The organism is Tenacibaculum sp. TC6 (assembly GCF_050606265.1).
Lineage (GTDB): Bacteria > Bacteroidota > Bacteroidia > Flavobacteriales > Flavobacteriaceae > Polaribacter.
In genome coordinates this window covers 1-20571 of record NZ_JBOCUK010000035.1, presented here as the reverse complement: position 1 = coordinate 20571, position 20571 = coordinate 1, and the positions used below count along the sequence as shown (strand labels likewise).

The window sequence follows — 20571 nt, the reverse complement described above, 5'->3', positions numbered from 1 at the left end:
TTTATTTTTCAACGCCTCCGTCTAACTTATCTTGTAATTCTTTTAATTCATCCCACTTTCCTTCAGCAGCTAAAGAAGCTTGCTTTGGCCAAGTATCTGTAACGTGGTTTCCACGAACATCAGCAATAATCTCAGCAATTTTAGCGGCATCAGTTTTTGCTAATTCAGCAAAAGTAGAAATTCCAGCTGCTACTAATGTTTCAGCAATTTTAGGACCAATTCCTTCAATTTTCTTTAAATCATCTCCTTTTGCAGAAGCTTTAGGAGCTGCTTTTTTAGTTTCTTTTTTAGGAGCTGCTTGAACACCTGATCCAGCAATACTTTCAATTTGAATTTCAGTTAAGTATTGTCTGTGACCGTTTTTCTTCTTGTAACCTTTTCTTCTTTTTTTCTTGAAAACGATTACTTTATCACCTTTTAAGTGACCTAATACTGTTGCAGTAACACCTGCACCTTCTATAGCTGGGGCGCCAATAGTTACGTTACCTTTATCTTCAATAAGCATTACTTTGTCAAAAGTTACTTTTGAACCTTCAGCTTCTTGTAAACGGTGTACGTAAACTTTTTGGTCTTTTGCTACTTTAAATTGTTGCCCTGCTATCTCTACGATTGCGTACATACTTTAAATTTTGCGTTTATACTTTGGTTTGCAAGTTCTTAAAGAAATTGCGGGTGCAAATATACATATTTTTATTTACGAAACCACCTACTTAACAGAAAATTAAAGCATTAATTGTTTATTTTTCTCTTTTCAAAAAATAATAGTCTTTATTTTGTAACACAACACCTCCCACCACGTCATATTAACCGGATATTAAAAACAAACTATAAAATAGCAGTCAATGAAAAAAAATATTTTGACTCTTACCGCAACAGTAGCTCTTGCTCTTTCTGCAAGCGCTCAGAAAGTTGGTTTTGAAGAGTATAATTTAAAGAACGGAATGCATGTTATTTTACATCAAGACAACTCTGCTCCTGTAGTAACTATTGGTGTTATGTATCATGTAGGATCTAAGGATGAAGTAGATGGCAAAACAGGTATGGCGCATTTTTATGAGCACTTACTATTCACCGGAACAGAAAATATAAAACGTGGTGAGTGGAATAAAATAGAAGCAGCCAATGGAGGTACCGGTAATGCTAATACAAACTGGGACAGAACTTATTATTATGAAACTTTTCCTTCTAACAATTTAGAATTAGGTTTATGGATGGAATCGGAAAGATTAATGCACCCGATTATTGACCAAAAGGCCGTTGATACTCAGAATGAGGTTGTAAAAGAGGAAAAACGTCAACGTATGGACAATGCTCCTTATGGAAAAATTATTTACGGTGATGTTTACAATCATATTTTTGACAAACATAATTATGGTAGACCAATGATTGGGTATATAAAAGATTTAGATGCTGCTAAATTAGAAGAATTTAAAGCTTTTTATAATAAATGGTATATGCCAAATAATGCTGTTCTTGTAGTTGCCGGTGATATTGATGTTAAGAATACTAAAAAATTAATTAAAGAGTATTTTGAACCAATTCCTGCTCGTACACTTCCTAAACGTGAACAAGTTGTTGAACCGGAAAGAACTCAAGAAAAAAGAGTTAAAGAATACGATGCAAACATTCAGATACCAGCCATTATATTAGCTCACAAAACTCCTTCTATGAAAGAAAGAGATTCTAAAGTACTTGATGTAATTTCTACAATTTTAAGTAATGGAAAAAGTTCTAGATTGTACAAAAAGTTAGTTGATGATAAAAAGAAAGCCTTTCAGGTTATCTCATTTGCCAGAAACTTAGAAGACTATAGCGTTTATGTTATTGCTGCGTTACCGTCAGGTGATACTCCTTTAGATGATTTAATTAAAGAAATGGATGAGGAGATTTATAAATTACAAACAGAGTTAATCTCTGACAGAGATTTACAAAAGGTTCGTAATAAATTTGAAAACAATTTTGTTGCTTCAAACTCTAATGTTGAAGGCATTGCTAACACATTAGCAAGAAATTATATGTTAGTAGGTAATACCAACCAAATTAACAAAGAATTAGACGTTATTAACTCTATTACCAAAGAAGAAATCAGAGAGGTTGCTAAAAAGTATTTAGCAAAAAACCGTCGTGTAGTAATTGAGTATTTACCAAAAAAGAAATAATCATCTAAACTGAATTTTAATGAAAACGAAAATATTATCTATCGTTACTATATTATTTCTATCATTAACTGTTTCAGCGCAGATTGATAGAACTCAACAACCAAAACCGGGACCTGCACCAAAAATTAATATTGGTACTCCTAAAAAATTCAAACTAAATAACGGATTACAAGTTTTAGTTGTTGAAAATCATAAATTACCTAGAGTTTCTGCTACCTTAACAATTGACAATCCTCCTGTTTCTTACGGAAATAAAAAAGGAGTTGAAAATTTATTAAGCGGAATGTTAGGAACAGGATCTACAAATACTCCAAAAGAAAAATTTGATGAAGAGGTTGATTTTTTAGGAGCCAATGTATCTTTCTGGGATGAAGGTGCAAGAGCTAGTTCATTAGCTAAATACTTTCCTAAAGTTTTAAAATTAATGACCGATGCTGCTTTTAATCCTGTTTTTTCTCAGGAAGAATTTGACAAACAAATGAAACAGGCTCTAGATGGAATTAAATCTAGCAAAAATAGCGTGTCTGCCATTGCCGGAAGAGTTGAAGGAGTATTAACCTATGGTAAGAATCATCCTTTTGGAGAGTTTACTTCTGAAGAAACGTTAAAAAATATCACGTTACAAGACGTAAAAGATTTATACAATAAAAGCTACAAACCTAACAATGCTTATTTAGTAATTGTTGGTGATGTTGAATTTGACAAAATAAAACCTCAAATTGAAACGTTATTCGGAGCTTGGGAAAAAGGAAATATTGTTGCACAAACATTACCGGAAGTAAAAAACCCTGAAACTACTGAAATAGACTTTATTAATATGCCCAATGCAGTACAATCTGAATTATCAATTATTAATAGTGTAGATTTAAAAATGGGTGATAAAGATTACTATGCTGCTTTATTAGCTAATCAAATTTTAGGTGGTGGTGGTACCGGTAGGTTATATAAAAACTTACGTGAAGATAAAGGTTATACTTATGGTTCTTATTCAGGTATTGGTGCTAGCAGATATGTTTCTCGTTTTAAAGCTTCTGCTTCTGTACGAAACGCTGTAACTGATAGTGCTATGGTTGAAGCAATGAAAGAAATCAACAAAATTCGTTATCAAAAAGCAACTCAGGAAGAATTAGAAATAGCAAAGGCTAAATACATTGGTAGTTTTGTAAGAAATGTGGAAAACCCAAACACTATTGCTTCTTATGCTTTAAATATTTTAACGAATAATTTACCTGAAGATTACTATAAAAATTATTTAAAAAATATAAATGCAGTTACATTAAATGACATACAAAATGCTGCCATAAAATATTTTAAAGGTGATAAAGCCAGAATTGTAATAACCGGTAAAGGCATTGAAGTTTTAAAGAACTTAGAAAAAACAGCTGATTATAAAATCAATTACTTTGATGTAAATGGTAATCCGACGTCTAAACCTGAAATGAGCTTACCTATTCCTGAGGGAGTAACTGCTGAGGCTGTTATTAACAATTACTATAAAGCAATTGGAGGTGCTGATAAAGTAAATGCCATAAAATCTTTAGCAATTAATTCTGAGGCAAGCATTCAAGGAACTCCTGTAAGCTTAGTAATGAAAGTAGCGAAACCTAACAAACAGGCTTCAACTGTATCTGTAATGGGAAATGTTATGCAAAAATCTGTCTTTGACGGTACTAAAGGATATCAAGAAGGAAGAGGTCAGAAAAAAGAATTATCAGGAGAAGAATTAGAAGAAGCTAAAAATTCATCTACTCCTTTCCCCGATGAGGCTTATAAAAAAGGAAAATTAGACAGAATTGAACTTATTGACGGTAACAATGCATATGTAATTAAAGTCGATAAAAGTGAAATCTTTTATGATGTTAAAACCGGATTAAAGGTAAAAGAAGAAAAAACAGCAAAAGGACCTCAAGGTGAAATAAAAATTCCGGTTACGTTCTCAGATTATAAAGAAGTAAACGGAGTTAAATTTCCTCATAAAACAACCCGAGCAATGGGACCTATGAAAATTGAGTTTATTACTAAAGAAATAAAAATTAACGAAGGGGTTTCTGATGCCGATTTTCAATAATTAATTATTCTCAACCTATAAAAGTTAAGAGCTTAAACTGTGTTAGTTTAAGCTCTTATTTTTTCTTATTAACTAAGTATACACCTATTAAAATAATAATTCCTGCTAATAACTGTATTAAACTTAATTTCTCTCCATCAACTATTCCCCACATGACTGCCACTATAGGAATTAAATAAGTAACAGAAGTTGAAAAAACAGGAGATGAAATTTGAATTAATTTATTAAACAATATTTTAGCTACTCCGGTTCCAAGAATTGCTAAAACAAATATGTACCCTAAAGCTGATTTGGTTTCTGAATTCAATTGAAACTCTGTAAAAAAGTCTGTAAAAACCAATACTAAAATAGCCGGAACAATAATTAATATAAAATTTCCTGTTGTAATTGCCAGTGCATCTAAATCTTGTAAATACTTCTTTATAATATTTACATTAAAAGCATACCCTATAGATGATAAAATTGGCAATAATGCATACCAATAATTTTGATCAGGATTTAAATCTGCTCCTTGCATAATTAAAGTTACCGTACCAACTAAGCCTATTAATATTCCTATTAACTGACTTTTTTTAAACGAAAAACTAAAAAATGCGGCACCAATCCAAAGTGCATTAAAAGGAGTAATTGAATTTAATATTGAAGCAATAGAACTATCAATTCCTTTAATAGCAAAGGCATATAAAAAAGCAGGAAAAAATGTACCTAACAAAGCACTTAGCAACACCCACTTCCAATGCTTTTTTTGTATGTTTTTTAATTTTTTAAAACCAATTAACAGTAAAAATAACGCTGTAATTATTACTCTAAAAGCCCCTAATTGAATTGGTGTTAAACCTATTAAGGCCTTTTTCATTAAAATAAAAGAACTTCCCCAAACAAGAGAAAGCACTACTAAATACAGCCATTTTTGTTGTTGCTTATTCATTACCAACTTGTTTTAGATACAAAAGTCGATTATTTCTATTCATAAAATTGAATTTATTGATAAATTTGCAGTATAACCCAATAAATAAAAGTGATGAAATTTCAAAAAATCATATTTTTAATAACTTTCATAAGTTTTTTAGCTATCAGTTGTAAAAATGAACCTAAAAAAGAAGTTGAAGCTTCAAAAGAACAAGTAGCTGAAAAAATAGAAGAGGCTAGTTTTGCTATTTCTGGGATGACCTGCGAAATTGGTTGTGCTAAAACAATAGCATCTAAACTTTCTAAAAAAGAAGGTGTATTAGAAGCTAAAGTTATTTTTAATGATAGTACTGCCGTAGTTAAATATGATGCTAACAAAACAAATAAAGAGGACTTAATTGCCTTTATTGACGGTATTGCTGACGGTAATACTTACAAAACTTCAGAAATTACAACTCAAAAAATGTCTTGTGGAGACAACTGTAAAAAAGAATGTTGTAATAATGCTGACAAAAAAACATGTTCGGAAGAATGTAAAAAAGAATGTTGCACTCAAAAAGATGGCGATAAAACAGCTTGCGCTCCGGATTGCAAAAAAGAGTGTTGTGCTAAAAAAGCGTAATACAATTTCGTAGAAAAAAGAAAAAGTCTCCGGTTTAAAACCGGAGACTTTTTTTATGACTATTATAGTTAACTGAATTAAAACTTTAGTTTTTACTCAATATCTATTGCATCCCAAGATTGGCCGCCTCTGTTGCTCTTCTTTCTAATTCAGCTTGAAACTCTTCCATTACCGGTTTTACAGTACTTTCCGGTAAATCTATAATTTTTATGTACATCAACCCGTCAACTGCATTATTAAACTTAGGATCAACATTAAAAGCCACTAAACGCGCATTTTGTTTTACATACTTTTTAATTAACACAGGAATTCTTAAAGCTCCCGGTTCAATTTCATCAATAATTTTATCGAATTTCTGTAAATCGGCCTCTGTTTCATCAAACACAAAATCTTTATCGATATCCTTTAACTTTACCTTAAATTCTTTCTTAGGGTGAATATACTGAGCTATGTATGGATCGTAATAATGAGATTTCATAAACTCAATCATTAATGATTTAGAGAATTCAGAAAACTGATTACTAATACTTACCCCTCCAATTAAATATTTATGCTCAGGATAACGTAAAGTTACATGAACAATTCCTTTCCAAAGAAGGAAAAGAGGCATCGGTTTTTGTTGGTATTCTTTTATAATAAATGCTCTACCCATTTCAATAGAAGCTTCCATCATTGGGTGTAACTCAGGCTCAATTCTAAACAGTGTTTGAATATAAAATCCGTTAATTCCGTAGCGCTTATAAATCTCCTTTCCTAGCCCCATTCTGTAGGCTCCTACTAAACTATTGATATCACTGTCCCACAAAAACATGTGGTAATAGTATTTATCATATTTGTCAAGATCTAACGATTTATTTGTTCCTTCTCCAACTTCTCTAAACGTAATTTCTCGCAATCTTCCTATTTCATGTAGTAGATTAGGAATTTGCTTTGCACTTGCAAAAAACACCTCATAATTTTTACTTTTCAGCAAACGAGCATCTGATTCTCTCAATTTTTCTACCTCTTTTACAAATAAATCAGGTGTTTTTTGAGATGTTATCTTTTTAGCTTTTTTAGGTATTTTTAAGTTTTGTGACGATAAAATCTTTTGTGGTGCTTTTTCAAAAGGATTGGCCAACATATACGTTTTTCTACGTAAAAACTGGTAAAAATCAGGTATTTCAGCATATGAATCCTGATCTTTTACAGAAATAGGTTTACCAATTCTTACCTTAATAACTCTATTCTTTTGAGATAAAAGTTCTGAAGGTAATTTAGCAGTACGTAACGTATCACTAATTTTAGATAAAATATAAAACAGCTTACTGTTTTTAGCATGGAAATAAATAGGAATTACCGGTACTTTTGCTTTTTTAATTAAACGAACCGCTCCTTCTTCCCATTCTTTATCGACCATTAACTTACCATCTCGATAAGTTGATACCTCACCTGCAGGAAAAATCCCTAAAGGTTTCCCTTCTCGTAAATGCAATAAGGCATTTTTTATACCGGTTACACTAGATTTAGCATCCTTATGATTTTCAAAAGGATTAACAGGCATTACATAAGGTTTTAAGGGCTCAATTCTATGCAGTAAAAAATTAGCAATGATTTTATAATCAGGTCTATGTTCTACTAATAATTTAAGTAATAAGATACCATCAATTCCTCCTAACGGATGATTTGATATCGTAATAAAAGGCCCTTCTTTCGGAATTCTTTTTAAATCTTCTTCAGGAATTTCAAATTCTATTTGAAATTCTTCTAACAAGCCATTAAGAAAGGGTAAATCCTTTTTATGTTTATGTTTATTGTAAACTTCATTAGCTTTAGAAATTCGCAAAATCTTCATTAACAACCATCCCGAAAATACTCCGAAAACTCCAAATTTATCAACTCCAATTGCTTTTGCGACTTCTTTAGGTGTTACTAATCCCATATTTAGATACAGTTAGACGTAACTGCAAATATAACGCAAAATTATTAGCTATGCATGTTTTCTTGGATGACTAATTGAGCCGTTTCGGTATTTATCTGACGAATAATTGATTTACCTCTCTTTCTTATCGAGTCTATAGCTTCATCATTAAAATGTCGAATTGTATATAAAGTTACCTCCTTATATGACTTAATCACATACATTTCCTGTAACTTAGCATAAAACGCTTCAAAATTGTTAAACTTGTCATCAACACAAACAGAAAAGCTTAATGCTGAATTTTGAATCAGATTTACTTTTAATTGGTAATCGTGTAATTTTCGGAATACATGACTAATATTATCTTCTACCATAAAAGAAAAATCTTTAGCAGAAATAGAAATTAAAATCTGATTTTTCTTTACAATAAAACATGAGGTTAATGGCTTAAGCAATACTCCTTTCGTTACTTTTGTTCCTTTTTTAGTTAAATCGTCAAATGAACGAACAAAAAGAGGGATGCTTTTTTTCTCTAAAGGTTGTATGGTTTTAGGATGTATTACCGACGCTCCATAAAAAGCCATTTCAATAGCTTCAGCATACGAAATTTCTTCTAACAGTTGTGTTTCAGAAAACACTCTTGGGTCTGCATTTAAAACTCCCTCAACATCTTTCCATATAGTTACACTTGTTGCGTTTAAACAGTACGCAAAAATTCCTGCAGTATAATCTGACCCTTCTCTTCCTAACGTAGTAGTTTGCTGCTCATGACTTCCTAAAAAACCTTGAGTAATATTTAATTGAGTAGTGTTAACTTTTTCTTGAATTATTTGTTCAGTAAGCTCCCAATTTATTTTAGCATCACGGTAATCAGTATCTGTTTTAATAAACTCTCTAACATCTAACCATGTATTTTGTATTCCTATTTCTTGTAAATATTCACTTACAATGATAGTAGACAAAAGTTCTCCATAACCTACCATTTGATCGTACACATAGTTATAGTTACGAGACTCATTACGAATCATGAACCCACTTAATTCTCCAAAAAGCGAATTTACTTTTGAATATACTTCATGACTTTCTGTAGAAAATAACCCTTGAAGCATTGTAAAATGGAAATCTTGTATAAAAGTTAACGCCTCGTTTAAATTGTTCTTTTTATTATAGTAAGCATCAATCAGCACCTCAAAAGCGTTAGTCATTTTTCCCATTGCTGATATGACTACTAAAGTATTTTCTGTACCCTCATGTTGCAAAACTCTGGCAACATTTTTCACAGCTTCCGGATCTTTTACAGAAGCTCCTCCAAACTTAAATATTCTCATTATTTAGTTATTCTTCACAAATTCTTGTAATTTTCTTTCATTCATTTGTACAACTTGCCAGCCATCTAAAATATTAGCGCCTGTACTTTCATAAAATTTTATAGCACTCTTGTTCCAATCTAACACTTCCCAAGAAACACGTTTACAGCCTTGCTCGTGTGCATATTTTAACACGGCTGTATACAAAGCTTTTCCTGCTCCAATCCCTCTTTTAGATTGTGTTACCATTAAATCTTCTAAATGAATAATTTTTCCTTTCCAGGTAGAATATCGTTCATAAAAAAGTGCCATACCAACTATGTTTCCATCAGATTCTTCTGCTATAAATGTTTTAAACTTTGGCTGATTAGAAAATCCATCTCTCATCAAATCTTCCGTAGTCAATTCAACTTCATTGGGTAATTTTTCAAAATCAGCTAATTCCTGAATTAAATTAAGAATTGCTTTTACATCTCTTGCCTCTCCTTCTCTAATAGTAAAACTCATGGTTATATTTTTTGTAAAGATACTTTGAAAACTTCTCCTTAAAAATAAACCTAAAATTTAAAACACATCATTTTATTTTGTTGAAAATTTTAAGCTGTAAAATCGTTGTAGAAATGTAAAAAGTTGGCATCTTTGTACATACAACCAGAGAAATTTTTAACATGAATAATAAGCACATGACGCTTGGTGAATTTATCATCAGCAATCAAAAATCTTTCAAATATTCATCAGGTGAATTATCACGTTTAATTAATTCAATTCGTTTAGCTGCTAAGGTTGTCAACCACGAAATTAGAAAAGCAGGACTAGTTGATATTACAGGTGCCGCCGGAGATATTAATGTTCAGGGTGAAGCGCAACAAAAGCTTGATGTATTAGCTAATGACCTATTTAAACAAACTCTTATCAACAGAGAAATTGTTTGTGGTATTGCTAGTGAAGAAGAAGATGATTTTATTGTTGTTGAAGGTAAAAATAAAAGCAATGAAAACAAGTACGTTTTATTAATGGATCCTTTAGATGGTTCTTCTAATATTGATGTAAATGTTTCTGTTGGAACTATTTTTTCTATATACAGAAGAGTTTCTCCTGTAGGAACACCTGTTACCAAAGAAGATTTTTTACAAAAAGGTAGTGAGCAAGTAGCCGCCGGTTATGTTGCTTACGGAACCTCAACTATGTTAGTATTTACTACCGGAAACGGGGTTAATGGATTTACTCTAAATCCGGCCATAGGAACTTTTTATTTATCACATCCTAACATGGAATATCCGGAAATTGGTAAGATTTACTCAGTTAGCGAGGGATATTTTACTCATTTTCAAGAAGGAATGAAACGTTTTTTAATTCATTGTAAAGAATTGAATAAAGAGGATAACAGACCTTATACTGCTCGTTATATTGGTTCATTGGTTTCAGATTTTCATAGAAACATGATTAAAGGAGGTGTTTATATTTATCCGGCTACAGAAATTAATCCTAAAGGAAAATTACGTTTATTATATGAATGTAACCCTATGGCTTTTATTTGTGAGCAAGCAGGTGGTAAAGCTTCTGATGGTTTTACTCGTATTTTAGACATCCAACCAACGGAATTACATCAACGTGTTCCTTTTTATTGTGGAAGCAAGCAATTAGTAGAAAAAGCAGAAAGTTTTATGAACGAGTTTTCTGCTGATGACAAGCCTGTTTATGAATAGAGAATAATTAATATTTATACTTAAATAAGTTTTCAGTAAGGCAAACGGTTGTTTGCCTTATTTTTTTGAGTTAACTTTACCCTTGTAAAACAAAAAATTTAACCATTTTAAAAAACAAAAAATTATGGCTTTTGAATTACCAGAATTAGGGTACGCTTACGATGCTTTAGAACCAAATATAGATGCTAGAACTATGGAGATTCACCATGGTAAACACCACAACGGTTACACTACAAACTTAAATAACGCTATTAAAGGTACTGATTTAGACGGAAAATCTATAGAAGATATTTTAACAAACTTAGATATGAACAACATGGCTGTTCGTAATAATGGTGGTGGATTTTATAATCACTCTTTATTTTGGACAGTAATGAATCCGGAAGGTAAGGGACGTTTATCAGGAGAATTAAAAGATGCTATTGAAGCTGAATTTGGTTCATTTGAAGCCTTTAAAGATGCTTTTTCTAAAGCTGCCGCAACACAGTTTGGTTCAGGATGGGCTTGGTTGTGTGTACACAAAGGAGGTAAAGTAGAAGTATGTTCAACTCCTAACCAAGATAATCCGTTAATGCCAGGTGTTACTTGTGGAGGTACTCCTATTTTAGGATTAGATGTATGGGAACACGCATATTACTTAAACTATCAAAACCGTCGTCCTGATTATATTGAAGCTTTCTTTAATGTAATTAACTGGAATGAGGTTGAAAGAAGATATGCTGAAGCTAAATAATAAGTAGCGTAACTTTATAAAAAAAGGACTTGAGTACTCAAGTCCTTTTTTTATGCTTAATAGTTTTTTAGATACTAACATTATTAACTTTATTAGTTCTAATAATAGCTTGTTCATTTTTCCAATCAATCCATTTTTGCCCTTTTATTCTGCGCATAAAATTATCAATTGTTCTCATGATAAATATATTATAAACCGCTTTACCTAAATTTTTCGGATTTCTGGCAATAGCTCTTAAACTCATAGAAAATCCTGGAGTTACATAGCGCATATAGTGCCACCATCCTTCCGGCATGTATAAAACATTTCCGTGTTCTAACTCAGCTACAAATCCTTGAGCATTTTTAAGTGCCGGCCACTTTTCAAAATCAGGATTATTAAAATCTATATCTTCTCTTGTAATTAGAGAGTGTGGTATTTTGTATAAATGTTTGTTTTGTTTTTGATTAAACAGAATACATTTCTTTTTTCCTTCAAAATGAAAATGAAAAATATTAGCTAAATCTATATCATAATGCATAAAGGTATAAGAATCTTGCCCTCCAAAAAACAACATAGGCAACCCCTTCATTAACTTTAACCCAAAATCAGGGAATTTAAAGTCTTTTTGAAGTTGTGGTATTTCCTTTAGAATATTCCATAAAAATATTCTAAACTTCGTAGGCTCTCTTTTTAACAAATCGATATACTCACTCATTTTCATCGTAGCATGCGGTTCATTAAAGCCATCTTTATAATCTACGGGTCTGTCATCATATAAAGGAACTATTTTATCTCCGGCTACCTCTTTCATATAATCTAAAGACCATTTTGAATATGCTGGCCAATCCTCAATAAAACGCTCTATAACCACCGGTTTTTGTGGTTTAAAATAATTTTTGATAAAGTCTTCTTTAGTAATGGTTTCAACTCTATCTACTTGCTGTAATTGTAGTCCCATACTTCCAATTTTTTCAAGGAGCAAAGTTAAGAAATTGTTATGAAGTTTTTTATAGTTCCATTTGTTAAAAAAGCACTCACTAATGATTAGCGAGTGCTTTTCAAAATACTATGTATAAAAAACTTATTTCTTACGCAATTCTAATGCTTCTTGTTTTTTTAATTCATTTCTTTCAATCTTATGCTCAGGTCTGGTCCACTTTGGTTTTTCACCCAATGCTTCATATTGAGAATCTTTAGCTTCAACAGATTCTCTTTGTTCATGTTTAAAAAATGCTTTTTGAGGATTTAATCCTAGCTCTTCAAACATTTTCATATCTTCATTTATATCCGGGTTAGGAGTTGTTAATAATTTATCTCCTGCAAAAATTGAATTTGCTCCGGCAAAGAAACACATAGCTTGTCCTTCTCTACTCATTTGCGTTCTTCCTGCTGATAAACGCACTTGCGATTCCGGTAAAACAATACGTGCTGTAGCTACCATTCTTACCATTTCGAAAATATTCACAGGTGGTTGATCTTCTAAAGGAGTTCCTTCAACTGCTACTAATGCGTTAATTGGCACAGATTCGGGATGCGGTGAAAAACGAGTTAATGTTTCTAACATTCCGGCTCTATCTTCTAAGCTTTCTCCCATTCCTATAATACCACCTGAACACACCGTTACATTTGTTTTTCTAACATTTTCAATAGTATCAATTCTATCTTTAAATGCTCTGGTAGAAATTACATCGTCATAATAATCTTCTGAAGTATCAATATTATGATTGTATGCATACAACCCTGCCTCCGCTAATCTTTTTGCTTGATTTTCAGTAACCATTCCTAGTGTACAACAAACTTCCATATCCAATTTATTGATTGTTCTCACCATTTCTAATACCTGATCAAACTCCGGACCATCTTTAACATTTCTCCAAGAAGCTCCCATACACACTCTTGATGAACCACCTTCCTTAGCTCTTAAAGCTTGTGCTTTAACCTGATTAACAGTCATTAAATCATTTCCATCAATATCGGTATGATATCTTGCTGCTTGTGGACAATATCCGCAATCTTCAGAACATCCTCCGGTTTTTATTGATATTAGGGTACTTACCTGTACCGTATTAGGATCATGATATTTTCTATGAGTCGTTGCCGCTTCATACAAAAGCTCCATTAACGGCTTATTATATATTGCTAAAATTTCTTCTTTAGTCCAGTCATTTCTTACTTTGCTCATAAACTTAAGTTTACTTGTTAGTTGTTTGAGAAGTCAAAAGTACTAATAATAAATTATATTTTTTTTTACTTTTTACCTATTAAAACAGACACGGCATTTCCGCCAAAACCTACCGCATTAACTAATACTTTTTTTAGTTGTTTGGGCTCTTCTTGTTGTGTAATAAAAGGAACTTGTATTCCTTTTTGGTTTTTCAACATTAAAATAGCCAACTCTAAACTTAACAACCCAGAGGAGGCAAACGTATGTCCGACTTTCCATTTGTTGGTCGTTAAAAATGGTGTTTCGTTACCAAATACTTTTTTTATGGCATTAATTTCAGAAGTATCACCTTTTATAGTTCCGGGAGCATGCATTACAATAGCGTCTACTTCGTCTATTGAAACTTCTTTCAAAGCCATTTGCATTGATTTCTGAAAACAATCTGCATTTGTGGATATCGAAATATTATGTTTTAAAACTTCTGTAGCATACCCTATTCCTTCTATATAAGCCAAGGCATTTTCTTTCTCTCCTTCTTCTAAACACACTACTGATGCTCCTTCTCCTAAAATCATGGTGTTTTTAGTTTTAGTCAAGTCTAATGCTTTACACGGATAGTCATCATTGTTTTTCGCATATACTTTCAGGGCTTGCATTTGAGCAATTGTAAAATCGGTTAAGGCTGCTTCACTTCCTCCTACTAAAAATTTATTAGCCATACCAGACTGAATCCAGGCTACTCCGTTTAGTAATGCATGCAATCCTGTTGAACAAGTTATGGAGTGTGAAATCTCCGGTCCCATCGTTTGTAAATCATGGGCTATCCATGACGATATATTACCTAAAGTAGTAGTTGGAGAACTTATAGTAGATGATTTTCCGGATTCAAGAAATTCTTTGTAATATTTTTCAAACAACGAAGTTGCTCCTCGTGATGAACCGATATTTACTCCAAAATTATCAGAAGCTTTCCAACCGGCCTCTCTAATTGCATTTCTTGAAACATATAATGCATACAGTACAGAAGCATCTAAATCTTTATACTTTGCTTCAGATAGCCTAAGTTTTTCTATTCGCTCTTTATCCGATTCTTGAATTTCGGCTACCCATGCTTTGAATTTTTCAAAATCTTTAACGCTTAAAAAATGAGAGTCATTTTTATAGTTAAGCCAAATTTCCTCTAACAAACTTCCTAATGCTGATACCGACGCAATAGAGGTAATGGATATTTTTTTGTTCAAACCCTAAAAATTTGCGCAAAAATAAAACTAATTATCACGACTATTTCTTAAATTATCTAAGATTTTAACTATCTGTAACAAATTAAACAGATTTAAGTCTTATTAAAAAAATTAGTATGTCACAGCAAAAACAGAAAAGTTGGTTTGGTAGAAACTGGTTATGGTTTATTCCTTTAAGCGGATGTTTAGGGATTATTTTATTATTTGTCTTTGGAATTGGAGCTGCCATTTTTGGAGTTTCTGAACTCATTACAAATTCTACTCCTGTTGAATATGCCATTAAACAAGCTTCACAAAACTCAAAAGTTATTTCATTATTAGGGGAACCTATTGAAAAAGATGGTTTTCCTAACGGAAATATTTCTCTTCACAATAATGACGGAACTGTTGATTTTTCTATTCCTATAAAAGGGAATAAAGGTGAAGGAGATTTAATTGTAAAAGGAATTAAAACAGATGGAAAATGGGTTTTTGAAGAACTTTATGTTCGTATTAAAGAAACTCAGGAAGAAATTAATTTATTAGAAAAAGCATTAGAAAGTATCTAATGCTTTTTCAATAGTTCTGTATATTTTTTGTAATTGTTCTTCAGCAATTACAAAAGGCGCCAATATATAGATTGTACTTCCTAAAGGGCGTAAACACACCCCATGCTCCATAAAGAAATTAAACAACTGGTAACGTAAATTACCATACCGTTCCATTTCAATATTTAAATCTAAAGCATAAATAACTCCTAATTGTCGTGTTTCTTTTACTTTAGGATGATTCTTTATTTTTTCATCAAATTGTTGATGGGCAATTATTATTCGCTGAATATTTTCTTTAATTTCTTGGGTTTGCAACAACTCTATTCCTGCTAAGGCTGCTGTACATGCTACAGGGTTCGCAGAGTAGGTATGCCCGTGAAAAAACCCCTTACCTAACTCTTCGCTTAAAAAGGCATTGTATATTTTTTCTGAACAACTGGTAATAGCCATAGGAACTAAACCGGCTGTTAACGATTTAGATAAGCAAATAATGTCGGGGTTGTTTTGTAGATATTCAGAAGCAAAGTTTTTCCCTGTCTTTCCAAAACCGGTCATTACCTCATCAGCAATAGTTACTACTCCATTATTTTGTGCTATTTGAAGTAATTCATCTAACAATTCAGAATCATACATTTTCATAGCTGCTGCTCCCTGAACAAGAGGCTCATAAATAAAGGCGGCTACTTGATGCTCCTTAACCAGTTTTTCAAAAAGTACTCTAACTTCATTAAAGTTTTCACTGGTTGGTACCGGAATTCTGGCTACATCAATAAAAAAATCTTCAAAAGGACCATTATAAACAGACAATCCTGAAACAGACATTGCTCCAAAAGTATCTCCGTGAAATCCATCTTCAAGCGCAATGATTTTACTTCGTTTATCTCCTTGGTTGAAATGATATTGAAGTGCTATTTTAATAGCAACATCTACAGAAGTAGAACCGTTATCTGAAAAGAAAATTTTCTGTTGATTATCAGGAAGTATTTTTATAAGTTCTTCTGAGAGTTTTACAGCTGGTTCATGAGTAAAACCTGCAAAAACAACATGATCTAATTGTTGTAATTGTTCAGAAACTTTTTGAGTAATATAATCGTTACAATGTCCGTACATACAAGTATACCACGAAGCAATTCCATCTATATAATCTTTACCTTCCTCATCGTATAATAAAACTCCTTTAGCTTTACGTATAGCAATATGTTCCGGGTGTAATTTGTGTTGGGTTAACGGATGCCACAAATGTTTTTTATCACGCTCTTTAAGTGTCATAGTTTTTCTTTAAATAGTTCTGCGTATTCCTTAATTACATTTTGATCAAAATAAGGCTCTTCTTCTATTCTTCCTATAATAGGCACATCCGTCATTTTACTAATAATTTCTTCTGTTGATGGTTGTTCAGCTCCTGAGAATATTATAGAAACATCAATTCCTTTAGACTTTAACAGATTTACTGTTAATAATGTATGATTAATACTTCCTAAATAATGACGCGACACAACAATAACCTTATAATCCGGCTTTATAATATCTAAAATAGTATGGGTATCATTTAACGGAACAAGTAAACCTCCGGCTCCTTCTATTATTAAATGATTTCGTGTTTTTGGTTCTATTATTGAATGGATATCAATACATACCTCATCAATTTTTGCCGCTGCATGCGGACTCATTGGTGTATGTAGTGCATAGGCATTAGCATGAAAAACAGATTTTTGATTTGAAATTAACTTTTTTACTTTATGTGTATCAGAGTTTTCCAACTCACCAGATTGTACAGGTTTCCAATAATCGGCTTCTAAGGCTTCTGTAAGTATTGCTGAAGCAATTGTTTTTCCAACTTCAGTAGAAATTCCTGTGATAAAATATTTTTTTTGCATTAAAAAATAGTTTTGCAATGGTTACATATCAATTTTCTTTTTTCAAAAAACGGAAACAACATATAAAACAAGTTTTTACGTTGAATAGGCGCCACTAAAATCTTTGTAGAGTTACATTTAGGGCAGTGTATATCTTTTCCTTCTACATCTTTTTCATAAGTTCTTATCTCGTTATAAATAAGTAATGCCTTATCAATATCTTCATTATGAATTAAGAGTTTAACTCCTCCAATAGCTTGACTTAACAAAGGATCTGAGTCAATTGTTTTTTCATCCATTAACATGGTTCGAATTCCTTCTGAGTCTAGTTTTGTTTTTACAAGTTGTGCTTCTGTTAAATATTCAAAAACAGCAAGAATTATATAATCTTTATTCATATTTATTATTTCTAAACAAAGGTACTAAGCTTCTCTAAAACCTGAGTTATTTCTTTTTTACTATTAAAACTATGTAAACAAAAACGCAGTCTTTCTTTACCCTCAGGTACTGTGGGCGACAAAATAGGTTTTACGTCAAATCCAAAATCTTGGAGTTTTTTAGCCCAATCTCTTGTTTTTTTATTTCCTGATATAATACAGCAATGTATAGCTGTTTTACTGGGAATAAATTTTATTTCGAGTCTTTTTGTTTCAGACAAAAAGTAACTGATATTTTCGTGTAAATCTTTTTGCAAGCCTTTTCCTTTTACGCTTAACATATAATCATATGCAACTTTAATTGTAGCTAAAGCGTGAGGAGGCAAAGCTGTTGTATATATAAAACTTCTGGAAAAATTAATCAAAAACTGGATTAACGTTTTACTTCCTAAAACTACAGCTCCATGGCATCCCAAAGCTTTTCCGAACGTTATAATTCTGGCAAAAACTTTATTTTCCAGTTGTAAATCTTGCACTAAACCTAAACCTTTATTACCTAACACTCCTAAGGCATGAGCTTCATCAACAATTAAATATGCTTTATATTTTTCACATAGGTCAACCAACTCTAGTAAATTTGGCATATCTCCGTCCATAGAAAATACAGATTCAGTAACAACATATATCTCCTGATTTTCTGCTTGTAAGCCTTGTTGTAATGCCGCTAATTTTTCTGCTAAATTTTCAACATTATTATGTTTGAATTTATAGGATTTGGCATTAGATAATTGAATACCATCTCTAATAGACGCGTGTATTAATTCATCATATAAAATTATATCTCCTCTCAAAGGCACCGAGGAGAAAAAACCCAAATTTGCCGTATAACCTGAGTTAAAAAGTAGGGCTGCTTCAGCATGATGAATTTGACATAACTCTTCTTCTACTTCGGTATATAACGAGTGATTACCCGACAATAATCTGGATCCGGTAGCTCCATTTTCAAAAATTAGGTTTTCGGCTAAAAAATGGTGTGTATTTACAAATAGTTCCTTTGACTTAGACAACCCCAAATAATCGTTAGAAGAAAAATCAATCAAGTTGGTTGTATCTCCAAGGCTTCTCAGTAGATTATTATGTTGTCTTTCTTCAATTTTTTTTTGAAGCTTATCCGGTACATTCATAAAAACAAAAGTACAAGAGTTTTTATTAAAAAAATCACAAATATTTTTTATAATTAGGAATCCTTACTATATTTGTAATACTAATTTAAAAACATAAGATTATGCAAAAGTCCATTTTTTATCACGCAGGTTGTCCTGTATGTGTAAGTGCTGAACAAGAAATCATTTCATTGATTGGTTTAGACAAAGTAGAAATTGTTCATTTAGGAGAGGAAACTCAAAAAGTGAGCGAAGCAGAAACAAAAAATGTAAAATCGGTTCCGGCTCTTGTAACTCCAAGTGGAAATGTTTTACATATAAACTTCGGAGCTTCTATTGATGACTTAAAAGGTTAATTTTTTTTGCTTTACATTGTTAGGATTACTAATTTTGTAAAGCAAAACCTTTTATATATGTCTTCATTTGATCCGAAAATCCAAGATAAAAAAATTGAGAGTAAAATAGTTGTATCACTCGAAAGAATTTCAGAGGCTTTCAGAGTTCTTTTATGGGAAGAAGGTAAAAAAAATTCTTTAAGTCCTATACAAGTTCAAATTCTGGTTTTTTTATTATTCCACCCAAAAGAAAAGTGTAAAGTTAGTTATTTGGCTAAAGAATTTAATATGACAAAAGCTACCATTAGTGATAGCATTAAAGCTTTATATAGAAAAGAACTTATTCGTAAGGAAGATGATGAAAATGACACGAGAAGTTATACTATTTCTTTAAGCGAAAAGGGAACCGTAATTGCCAGACAAAGTTCGATTTTTACCAAACCTATTGAAACAACAATTAGTCAACTTTCGTTAACACAAAAAGAAATTATACTAGAAGGTTTACTCAATTTAATTACCAGTTTAAATAAAGCAGATATAATTACTATTCAAAGAATGTGTAATACCTGCTCCAATTATATGTTTAGTAACAATACTCATTATTGTAAGTTGTTAGAATTGGAACTAAAGACAAATGAACTACGAATAGATTGCCCTGAACATCAACCTACAGAACATTAATTACGTTATGACTTCTTACGATATAACAACATCCCCAAACATTATAAGTGAACCGTTAAATCAATTACATTTAAGCAGTGAAAATCAGGAGAAAATAAATCATATACTTGATGAATTCAAATACTTAAATGTACTGAGTCAATATGGTTTACACACCACACATAAATTACTTTTTTTTGGTGACAGCGGCTGTGGTAAAACAGCAACGGCTAAAGCCGTTGCTAAAGAACTGGATAAAAAAATAATTACTTTAGATTTAAGCGAATTTGTATCATCAAGGTTAGGAGAAACAGCAAAAAATGTAAATACCATATTTAAAAAAGCAGCTAAAGAAAATGCTGTTTTGTTTTTAGATGAATTTGATTCTGTTGGAAAATTACGAGATTATGACACCAAAGATTCCGGTGAAATGAAGCGTTTAGTTAATACTCTCATTCAACTTATAGATTATTTACCTAACAACGTACTTCTTATTTGCGCTACTAATCACATGCATGCTATTGATAAAGCCTTATTAAGACGCTTTGAAACAACAATGGAATTTATTGTACCCAATGATAAAGAATTAGATGTTTACTATTGCTCGTTACTTGAGAGGTTTCCTGAGAAATTCCATAATATTCAAAAGAAATATGCCATTTCTTATGCAGAGGCTAAAGATTTAGTTTTTAATCAGGTAAAAAAGCAAATCATTAATCAAGAAAAAGCAAAAGAAAAACTAACTCATGAACAGCTTAATAATTGATAATATTGCTAGTATACAACAAAGAACTGAGGTAAAAAACAAGTAAATTTTATACTTTTTTAAACCAAAGTACTTTTATAATTTACATCATAA

Annotated in this window: 21 protein-coding genes; 9 read left to right on the top strand and 12 right to left on the bottom strand. The window is 31.7% G+C overall.

Annotated elements, in window-relative coordinates:
* Nucleotide 1 precedes the first annotated feature (1 nt).
* Nucleotides 2–619, bottom strand: coding sequence for a 50S ribosomal protein L21 (rplU, locus tag ACQY1Q_RS14840; RefSeq protein ID WP_431006109.1), 618 nt, complete (start codon nucleotides 617–619; stop codon nucleotides 2–4).
* A gap of 223 nt (nucleotides 620–842) precedes the next feature.
* On the opposite strand from rplU, the gene ACQY1Q_RS14835 reads away from it, so the two are divergent.
* Together ACQY1Q_RS14835 and ACQY1Q_RS14830 are read left to right on the top strand one after the other, a co-directional pair.
* On the top strand, nucleotides 843–2159 hold the full coding sequence (locus ACQY1Q_RS14835) for a M16 family metallopeptidase (protein WP_431006108.1): 1317 nt from the start codon (nucleotides 843–845) through the stop codon (nucleotides 2157–2159).
* A 19-nt stretch (nucleotides 2160–2178) separates the two neighbouring features.
* Nucleotides 2179–4227, top strand: a complete 2049-nt coding sequence (locus ACQY1Q_RS14830; protein ID WP_431006107.1) for a M16 family metallopeptidase — start codon at nucleotides 2179–2181, stop codon at nucleotides 4225–4227.
* Between the two features lie 55 nt (nucleotides 4228–4282).
* Here ACQY1Q_RS14830 and ACQY1Q_RS14825 read toward each other — a convergent pair whose 3' ends face one another.
* Nucleotides 4283–5155 carry a DMT family transporter gene (locus tag ACQY1Q_RS14825; protein ID WP_431006106.1) on the bottom strand — a complete coding sequence of 291 codons (873 nt, stop codon included), beginning with the start codon at nucleotides 5153–5155 and terminating at the stop codon, nucleotides 4283–4285.
* A 93-nt stretch (nucleotides 5156–5248) separates the two neighbouring features.
* Here ACQY1Q_RS14825 and ACQY1Q_RS14820 point away from each other — a divergent pair, with 93 nt between their 5' ends.
* The gene (locus tag ACQY1Q_RS14820) at nucleotides 5249–5758 is read left to right on the top strand and encodes a cation transporter (RefSeq protein ID WP_431006105.1); all 510 of its coding nucleotides are present in this window, start codon (nucleotides 5249–5251) and stop codon (nucleotides 5756–5758) included.
* Nucleotides 5759–5861: 103 nt separating this feature from the next.
* Here ACQY1Q_RS14820 and ACQY1Q_RS14815 read toward each other — a convergent pair whose 3' ends face one another.
* From ACQY1Q_RS14815 to ACQY1Q_RS14805, 3 genes are read right to left on the bottom strand one after another with little or no spacing between them, the layout of a single operon-like run.
* A complete protein-coding gene (locus ACQY1Q_RS14815) occupies nucleotides 5862–7679 on the bottom strand; it encodes a GNAT family N-acyltransferase (RefSeq protein WP_431006104.1) in 1818 nt (605 codons plus the stop codon).
* Nucleotides 7680–7723: 44 nt separating this feature from the next.
* Nucleotides 7724–8986, bottom strand: a complete 1263-nt coding sequence (locus ACQY1Q_RS14810; RefSeq protein ID WP_431006103.1) for an aspartate kinase — start codon at nucleotides 8984–8986, stop codon at nucleotides 7724–7726.
* 3 nt (nucleotides 8987–8989) lie between these two features.
* A complete protein-coding gene (locus tag ACQY1Q_RS14805; RefSeq protein ID WP_431006102.1) occupies nucleotides 8990–9472 on the bottom strand; it encodes a GNAT family N-acetyltransferase in 483 nt (160 codons plus the stop codon).
* Nucleotides 9473–9633: 161 nt separating this feature from the next.
* Between ACQY1Q_RS14805 and fbp the strand changes: the two genes are divergently transcribed.
* Nucleotides 9634–10671 (top strand): class 1 fructose-bisphosphatase, encoded by a 1038-nt coding sequence (gene fbp / locus ACQY1Q_RS14800; protein ID WP_431006101.1) that lies wholly within the window; start codon nucleotides 9634–9636, stop codon nucleotides 10669–10671.
* Between the two features lie 124 nt (nucleotides 10672–10795).
* Entirely contained in the window at nucleotides 10796–11404 is a 609-nt protein-coding gene (locus ACQY1Q_RS14795) for a superoxide dismutase (protein ID WP_431006100.1), read from the top strand.
* Nucleotides 11405–11471: 67 nt separating this feature from the next.
* Here ACQY1Q_RS14795 and ACQY1Q_RS14790 read toward each other — a convergent pair whose 3' ends face one another.
* From ACQY1Q_RS14790 to ACQY1Q_RS14780, 3 genes are all read right to left on the bottom strand, one after another.
* Nucleotides 11472–12344 (bottom strand): cupin-like domain-containing protein, encoded by an 873-nt coding sequence (locus tag ACQY1Q_RS14790; protein WP_431006099.1) that lies wholly within the window; start codon nucleotides 12342–12344, stop codon nucleotides 11472–11474.
* Nucleotides 12345–12467: 123 nt separating this feature from the next.
* Nucleotides 12468–13568, bottom strand: coding sequence for a biotin synthase BioB (gene bioB, locus ACQY1Q_RS14785; RefSeq protein ID WP_431006098.1), 1101 nt, complete (start codon nucleotides 13566–13568; stop codon nucleotides 12468–12470).
* A gap of 65 nt (nucleotides 13569–13633) precedes the next feature.
* Complete coding sequence (locus ACQY1Q_RS14780) at nucleotides 13634–14791, bottom strand: beta-ketoacyl synthase N-terminal-like domain-containing protein (RefSeq protein ID WP_431006097.1); 1158 nt, start codon at nucleotides 14789–14791, stop codon at nucleotides 13634–13636.
* 116 nt (nucleotides 14792–14907) lie between these two features.
* Between ACQY1Q_RS14780 and ACQY1Q_RS14775 the strand changes: the two genes are divergently transcribed.
* Complete coding sequence (locus ACQY1Q_RS14775) at nucleotides 14908–15339, top strand: cytochrome c oxidase assembly factor Coa1 family protein (protein ID WP_431006096.1); 432 nt, start codon at nucleotides 14908–14910, stop codon at nucleotides 15337–15339.
* Here the strand turns inward: ACQY1Q_RS14775 and bioA are convergent.
* Genes bioA through ACQY1Q_RS14755 form a run of 4 tightly spaced genes read right to left on the bottom strand, consistent with a single transcriptional unit; the run spans nucleotide 15325 to nucleotide 18738 of the window.
* Entirely contained in the window at nucleotides 15325–16590 is a 1266-nt protein-coding gene (gene bioA, locus ACQY1Q_RS14770; RefSeq protein WP_431006095.1) for an adenosylmethionine--8-amino-7-oxononanoate transaminase, read from the bottom strand. The genes ACQY1Q_RS14775 and bioA overlap by 15 nt on opposite strands.
* A complete protein-coding gene (gene bioD / locus ACQY1Q_RS14765) occupies nucleotides 16587–17198 on the bottom strand; it encodes a dethiobiotin synthase (RefSeq protein ID WP_431006094.1) in 612 nt (203 codons plus the stop codon). The genes bioA and bioD overlap by 4 nt, the downstream gene beginning before the upstream one ends.
* Nucleotides 17198–17575 carry a DUF2007 domain-containing protein gene (locus ACQY1Q_RS14760; protein WP_431006093.1) on the bottom strand — a complete coding sequence of 126 codons (378 nt, stop codon included), beginning with the start codon at nucleotides 17573–17575 and terminating at the stop codon, nucleotides 17198–17200. The genes bioD and ACQY1Q_RS14760 overlap by 1 nt, the downstream gene beginning before the upstream one ends.
* Before the next feature lie 11 nt (nucleotides 17576–17586).
* Entirely contained in the window at nucleotides 17587–18738 is a 1152-nt protein-coding gene (locus ACQY1Q_RS14755; RefSeq protein ID WP_431006092.1) for an aminotransferase class I/II-fold pyridoxal phosphate-dependent enzyme, read from the bottom strand.
* 101 nt (nucleotides 18739–18839) lie between these two features.
* Here ACQY1Q_RS14755 and ACQY1Q_RS14750 point away from each other — a divergent pair, with 101 nt between their 5' ends.
* Genes ACQY1Q_RS14750 through ACQY1Q_RS14740 form a run of 3 tightly spaced genes read left to right on the top strand, consistent with a single transcriptional unit; the run spans nucleotide 18840 to nucleotide 20478 of the window.
* A complete protein-coding gene (locus tag ACQY1Q_RS14750; protein ID WP_431006091.1) occupies nucleotides 18840–19073 on the top strand; it encodes a thioredoxin family protein in 234 nt (77 codons plus the stop codon).
* A gap of 57 nt (nucleotides 19074–19130) precedes the next feature.
* Nucleotides 19131–19733: a MarR family winged helix-turn-helix transcriptional regulator gene (locus ACQY1Q_RS14745; protein ID WP_431006090.1), complete on the top strand. Its 603-nt coding sequence runs from the start codon at nucleotides 19131–19133 to the stop codon at nucleotides 19731–19733.
* Between the two features lie 7 nt (nucleotides 19734–19740).
* Complete coding sequence (locus ACQY1Q_RS14740; RefSeq protein WP_431006089.1) at nucleotides 19741–20478, top strand: AAA family ATPase; 738 nt, start codon at nucleotides 19741–19743, stop codon at nucleotides 20476–20478.
* Nucleotides 20479–20571 lie beyond the last annotated feature (93 nt).